This window comes from uncultured Gimesia sp., from assembly GCF_937910335.1.
Lineage (GTDB): Bacteria > Planctomycetota > Planctomycetia > Planctomycetales > Planctomycetaceae > Gimesia.
The window spans coordinates 1-6,650 of sequence record NZ_CALEMX010000097.1; the positions used below are offsets into that span (position 1 = coordinate 1).

The 6,650-nt window shown below is 45.7% G+C and carries 6 protein-coding genes and 1 tRNA gene; 1 reads left to right on the plus strand and 6 read right to left on the minus strand.

What is annotated here, in order from left to right:
- The 3 genes from Q0668_RS03900 to Q0668_RS03910 form a co-directional block, all read right to left on the minus strand.
- The coding region (locus tag Q0668_RS03900) for a CIA30 family protein (protein ID WP_298860124.1) at positions 1-186 on the minus strand (186 nt) is incomplete at its 3' end.
- A gap of 1,173 nt (positions 187-1,359) precedes the next feature.
- Positions 1,360-1,443: transfer RNA gene (locus Q0668_RS03905), tRNA-Leu, on the minus strand.
- 113 nt (positions 1,444-1,556) lie between these two features.
- Positions 1,557-2,342, minus strand: coding sequence for an ATP-binding protein (locus Q0668_RS03910; protein ID WP_298860126.1), 786 nt, complete (start codon positions 2,340-2,342; stop codon positions 1,557-1,559).
- Positions 2,343-2,726: 384 nt separating this feature from the next.
- Between Q0668_RS03910 and Q0668_RS03915 the strand changes: the two genes are divergently transcribed.
- The gene (locus tag Q0668_RS03915; RefSeq protein WP_298860128.1) at positions 2,727-3,134 is read left to right on the plus strand and encodes a hypothetical protein; all 408 of its coding nucleotides are present in this window, start codon (positions 2,727-2,729) and stop codon (positions 3,132-3,134) included.
- 262 nt (positions 3,135-3,396) lie between these two features.
- Here Q0668_RS03915 and Q0668_RS03920 read toward each other — a convergent pair whose 3' ends face one another.
- From Q0668_RS03920 to Q0668_RS03930, 3 genes are all read right to left on the minus strand, one after another.
- Positions 3,397-4,389, minus strand: coding sequence for a glycosyltransferase (locus Q0668_RS03920; RefSeq protein ID WP_298860130.1), 993 nt, complete (start codon positions 4,387-4,389; stop codon positions 3,397-3,399).
- A 382-nt stretch (positions 4,390-4,771) separates the two neighbouring features.
- Positions 4,772-5,965 carry a hypothetical protein gene (locus Q0668_RS03925; RefSeq protein ID WP_298860132.1) on the minus strand — a complete coding sequence of 398 codons (1,194 nt, stop codon included), beginning with the start codon at positions 5,963-5,965 and terminating at the stop codon, positions 4,772-4,774.
- A 5-nt stretch (positions 5,966-5,970) separates the two neighbouring features.
- The coding region (locus Q0668_RS03930) for a glycosyltransferase family 2 protein (RefSeq protein WP_298860135.1) at positions 5,971-6,650 on the minus strand (680 nt) is incomplete at its 5' end.

A 6,650-nucleotide genomic window follows, 5' to 3' on the forward strand; every position in this document is an offset into this window, starting at 1 on the left:
TTCCATGTTCTTGTTGTCATTAATTTTGAAGCGACCATCGGAACGCCCGCCCATTACGCCGTCGTTCACGGTCTGCCACGGTTTGGCAGATTCAGGATTATCAAAGCTGAAGAGAATACGTTCTTCGGCCAAGGATACAGTGACTATCGAGAAGAACATCGCTACAAAGATTATCGTTCGTTTCATGAGTAGTCCTTTTTTTAGTTTATTATAGTCTTACTAGTTGTCCGACACTATTCAAGATCGCATCTACCTCCATTTCGGCTTCTACTTCTTGAACTGTTTTGCAGATAAGTAATAACTCTCGCCATCCAGTTTCCAAATGTTGGAATGCAGTTTTACTGACTCAGATTTGCTCATACGCCCATTGTCTACCTTTCATCCTCTTCCAAAAACCTAGCCACCACTGGATTATGATCGCTCAATTGATTTCACTCGTCACCTGATAGAACATTACAAGTGGCTAGTTGTGATTGCCATCTGCGTGGCACGAAAATGCCATCCCAGTGATAAAACGATTGGTGAGAGAACGCCGCTCCTTGAGAAGATGCCGCTTCCCCATTGGTTTGGAGAGGCGTTCGCCCCGATCGAGTGATTTCGATATTGAGGAAAGAGCAACGGCGGAAGATGTTCATCCTGTGGGAACGATTCTTGAACAAAGAGCAGGTCGATACTGTGGTCTTCAATCATTCGCTGCCAATGGCACCGCTACGATCCGCCTTTCAAGATGTTGTACGTAGCGATTTTCATATATGCGTATTTTCTAGTTTGCTAGGCAAAAGTGAGTGATCATAATTCGGCGAAGACTACTCATTCTTTTGACATGCATCCTTTACCCGAATCCAGAGCTTGATATACAATTCAGGTTTCTGGACCATTAAAAAGGAGGCGATTATGCCCACGAAACGTCATTCATCCGAACAGATTATTTCTAAACTCCGGGAAGCCAAGGTTCACCTCTCCCTTGGAATGACCATTCCTCTGATGTGCCAGAAACCCGGACTTCATATAACGAACAGATCAAAAGAGTCGAATTGTCCCGCAACAAAATTCGGGGGGGCAAAACATGTTCAATTGCTACACAACTCAATAGCTCTTGGTGATCGAAAATAGGAATGACGAAGCGAAGCCAATATATCGAATTGAGCTTTTTCATAGCCATCTGCCTCGGCGCTGGCCGCCTCGGTGGATCAGGGAACATTTAAGGGGGGCTGGAAATGTTGGAACGCGGGGTTCCGTCGTATTGGGCTCTTTGAGTCTCTTTGGGTGGGAGCTGGTTTCTTGCTGATAGGTAACTAGAATTACAAAAAAACCCGACAGGAATGGTTTTGAGACCATTTCTATCGGGTTTTATTGTAATACCGGAGGTGGGACTCGAACCCACACGGGGTTTACCCCCACTGGATTTTGAATCCAGCGCGTCTGCCATTCCGCCACTCCGGCCGTTGAATAAGAGTATATAGCTTAACGTTTTATGGAATTCAATGGAAACACGGAAAAAACTCTATTCCATATCAAGTCCAGATGAATTCTGTCAGGAATGAGAATCCTATCGTTCAGGCAGCTTCAATGGCTGTCGTTGTGACTGGGAATTTCAGAGTAAACGCTGTTCCTTTGCCGAGGGCACTTTCTACCCGGATTCTGCCTTTATGGGCTTCGATGACTTCTTTCGCCAGAGATAATCCCAAACCAGTACCTCCCTGACCGTTTTCATCAGCTTCTTTGGTCGTGTAAAACTGATCAAAGATATGCTTTAATTTTTCGGCGGGAATTCCATCGCCGCTATCGCGGACAATTACTTCAGCCAGATTAGATTCCTGGTTGACACGTACTGCCAGGTCAATTCGTCCACCGGAGGGCATCGCCTGACGTGCATTGACAATGAGATTGACAAGCACCTGTTGAATCTGGTTCGGATTCATTACGACTTCCGGGTTCGAGTCAAAATGAGTGTGCAAGTTGACGCGGTTCATCTGAAGGTCTTTTTCGACAAGTGCAACGACACTTTTCACTAGCAGCACAAGATCAACCGGTTCCTGCCGCGATTCGCTTCCACGAGCGTATGAAAGCATACCTGTTGTGATTTTAGCAGCGCGTTGGCCCGCTGATAAAATCTTGGTAAAGGCTTTTTCCCGACGTTCTTCATCTTTATGGCGCAGCCCCAGTTTGGCATAGTTAATGACGGTTGTCAGAATATTATTAAACTCGTGTGTGATGGAAGAAGCTAATGCTCCGACGGAACTCATTTTTTGTGCATGGATCAATTGTTTTTGATAATCATCCACTTGAGCTTCCAGCTCTTTAACACGTATTTCCAGAGACTCAATTGTTTGGTTTGACATGAACTCGTCTTCATCCTTGAATGGCGATCAATTTGTGTTCTCAATAAGTGACCAGAATCGGTGGCGACCCGAGAAAATTGTGGTTGTGCATATACTTTCTCTAATAGGTATCGGCCGCATCATTTGGGGAATCCAGATTACGACAAGCGTCGGAATGAATGCGTCATTAGATTTACACAACCCGATCCAGTTGTGTGAAATAGATAGAACTGAGAAAATGAGGTGTCTGGGTTCTGATTTGGGAAATATTAGCTGTCTTTTGAGTTAGGGAAGTATGGTTTTCTGCTCGTCGGAATAAGGGGAATCCTTTGTTTTCGATTTTTATCCGTCAACGCTTATTAAATTGTAACTCTATATCTGAAAATGAGTTTGAGAGGAATTGTAATGCACTTCTATCTGAAATGTCATTTGGCACTCTTGATACTTGTTTTCACAGGATCATCGGTTTTGCTGGCTCAGAAAACTGACGAAACAAAGAGTTTCCCTCATTCTTCAGATGATCGTCTCCAGATAGAACTCTTTGCGGAAAACCCCCAGATTGTGATGCCCACGGGAATTGACGTTGATGAATGTAGCCGGGTCTGGGCGATCGAAAGCAACACGCATTTTCCACCGGAGGGATATCATCGAGCCGATAGTGACTGGGTTCTGGTGTTGTCAGATCAAAATGGCGATGGTAAAGCTGATGAGATCGTGATCTTTGTCGAGGGGGTGACCGATCAAATTCGTAGTGAAGCTATGGTGTCACTCTCTGCGGGCATCCTCCTTGAAGAGTCAGCAGAAGCCGTTTAGCAAAGATAAAAGTGTGCGACAAATTCTCAAGAGACTACAGTCGTCAGAACCAGGGGATCTGGCAGATCAGGCAGCGCTGTCTTCAGGAAAAGCAGTGCCAGTTTTGAAGTGGGAAGATGTTACTGAAGGATGAGACCCGGAATCAGGGCGGCAATATTAGGGCTCGTCTATCTGTCATTGCGCGTGCTATGGATCGAAAAAAACTGACCCGACAAGAAATGCGGGATCTGATATCCTATCTTGAGACTTTAAAATAGCAGTTTTACGCAGCGGCGCGGTCTTCGGCTGGGCCTTGATCCTGCACGGGAGTTTGTGGTTTCGATTTTTTAATTCGATAAGCGATTTCTTTCGTGATGGCACTATTAAAAGAAATCTGGAACTGCTGATAGGAATATTGAGCCGCACAGCACCAGCCAATGACTGATTGACAGCGTTGTGGTCGTATTTTTAGTTCCCGGATCGCTGCGCTCAGGCATGCTACATTTTGCTCATCAAAATGAATTCCACTTCCCAGGCCATTCTCTTCAAAACAGAGAACTGAGTTGGCAGCTTCACAATTGGCATAGATAACGACAGGGGTGCCACAGCTTTGTGCTTCAATGGCAGACAGGTCAAAGTCGACATCGCGCGGACAAATTACCGCTGAGCAGAGCCGATATTGCTCTCGTAATTTCTGGTCATCTACAGGACCTATAATTTCAATCAAGGGTTGATTTTGTAAATTGGCAGGGAGTTGATCCGATGAAATTCCAATGATCGACAAGTTTTGTTTCAGTTCCAGGCAGGCATCTACGGCAAGTTGATCTTCTGAGGTCCATTGACCATCTACAACGAGAAGATAAAACTCACTACGTTTTTCAAAGCCTGAACAAAAGAAGTCTGTGTCGACAGGTGGTTTGACGAACGAGGTAAAGCGGTCGCGGTTGAGGTTTTGAAGTGTTTTCGTAGGAACTACAAACTCGACATTGGTTAAGGAATTCACCAGTTGCTGATTTATTGGAGTCTGGTCGCTGGAACGTGGTTCCAGATAACACATGTGTAACTGATTCTCATTGCATTGAATCGAGGCAGCAGCTTCCAGGCTGGTGCTGATGATTAAATCTGACTGATCAACAGTAATGGGGCGTTCAGGAGAGAAACCGCTACCAAAACGGCCTATGGTAGATGAATGGGGCCAAGCCTGATTTAGTGCTTCCCAAATACAATACTCAATCCGAGTATGCGACACGCCGGTATGTACCAATGTGACACTCATTTTGTTTCCTCCTTGAAACTTATATGAGTCTGGATTTATTCCTGTTGAAAACCTGCCAGCAGCGTCTTAGCCAGTGGGTGCATCGAAAATTAAGAAACGAAATGTGAGATAAATTCAAAGAATCGTAGGTAATCAATGCGGGCAACAATGAATGGACTCATTTCAGGAGCATGCAAGGAATCTGGCTGCTCCCATCGCTAATATCAAAAATGAAAGTGGCAAATACTCGCTATTGACACTTTCGTTGCGGATAATGACAAATCTCTAAAATTTGGTCAATGCGAATTTGAGCAGATTGCGTTTTCCATCAGGAACTCTCTGGAAAAGAGTGAAATCCTGTAGAATTCTAAAAAAGTAGAATAGAAGCGTCGATCCTCGTCGTTCAAACCTGTAACTGGGGTTCAGAAGAGTGGTTCGATTCGATGGCTTCGAAATCAGGAATCGTTTGTCCCTGTTCCGCCTGATGGATCAAGGCTGCCATTTCCCAGGCTGTTACATAATAATATTTCCATTCTGGATGCTGGGCTGCTTCCTGCTGTAGTTCTGTGTGGAAGGCCTCCGTTTCCGATCCCAACAGGGTGTCGATATTTCCAGTCTTGGCACCATGTGTATGCAGTTTGATAAAAGTCCAGTCTGGACGACCTTTTACTTGTACGTCGGCTGCCAGCCAGTGTTGAAATCGTTTTAAAGTCGCTGGTCGACCCGCATGTAAATCGGAGTTTTCGATCCGTGGCAGCACTCCCCATTTGCGTTGACTCCAGTCGAGACGAAGTGGTCCCTGGATCATCAGCAGGCTGTCCTGCTCGGGAGACTGGCCGACACTGGCAAGTTTACCCTGATCATGTGATTTGGTTTGATTTGGGCGTTGTTTTGCATAATAGAGACTGTTGATGATTTGGGTCTGTGTATTACTGGGAGCGGAAGGCATCGTCAGGTCGGCATAGCAGCCTGTTTCCAGCAGGACTTCAATTTCATTATCGACACCACACCAGCGACCATCGGGCCGCGAATTGCATAGTGCCCAGTTGCCATGAATAAATCCATAAACGATTTCCCCGGTAACGGGATCTTTTCGTAGTAATCCATGCCGATCAAAGAGTGTCTGGCGAAATTCATTCATTTTCTGGCGAAGTCCCTCCGCCGTATCGTGGTCGTGATGCAGATGTACGTCAACATCACCGTAGCCTTGTTTGCAGAGTGTTGCCAATCGATCAAGATACTCGGGGGCATATTGGTCTTGTGGGAAAAAGAATGTGTGTTGAGGGACCTGTCCACGTGAATCGCTGAACTTGGAAAAACGAGCCGGATATTCCTCACACCATCGGTCTACTCGAGCCAATGCTTCAGATTTGGTTGGGTTACCCCATTCTGGTTCGAAATGATCACAGACCGCGATGAAAATATGTCGGGGTTGTTCAGGAGTGAAGGGAAGCGAGCGTTGGTTCTTTTTTAAACGATAGTAGCTGGGAAGCCAATACTGCATATTGCGCGCACGGATTGCGAGATAGATACAACCTGCAAGGCCAATCAAACACATTAAACAAACGAAAATAGAAGCAATCAGGAAAGATGTCATTAGGCTTAGGCTTTTGAGAATGAAGTTAAGTCTGTGGTAGAGGTTTCTGGTTCAGCAGGTGTGAAATCCGTTTCCGTTAAATTCTGATCATCAACTGGTAATACACTGGAAGGTATACGATCGGTTCTTTCCCATGTACCGTTTTGCTGGAAGAGCAGACAGCGAAAGAGGCCGATTACCAGGGCATAATTCATTTGCACGAACATACCGGGAACTCGGAAGAGTTTGAGGTGACGTTCTCCATTGACGAAGTGGATGCCAATCAATGCTGTCAGGTAGAATAGTTGTTGTGTGATCAAGGTAACCTGATAAAACGGATTTGCGAACAGGCAGAGGTTGGTAATTAAAGCAATAAACATAAAGACCGGGCAGAACCAACGCAGGACTTTATGTGACCAGAATGCAAATGCGAGGTAGCCATGCTTCGGGTGCAAGAGTCCTTTGAGGTTTCTCAGGCTTTGAAAAGCCCCTGTGCCAATTCTGGTCCGTCGCTGGAATTCCGCCTGGACCGATGGTGCTGATTCTTCGATAGCAAATGCTGCGTCTTCATATACAAGTCGGTGTCCGCCCAGATGAACCTGCATTCCGATCAGGAAGTCGTCATTGATTGTTTCTGGTGGAATAGGTACGTAAAGTTTTTTACGGAGTGCATACAGAGCCCCATTTACTCCCAGAACGGCTCCCA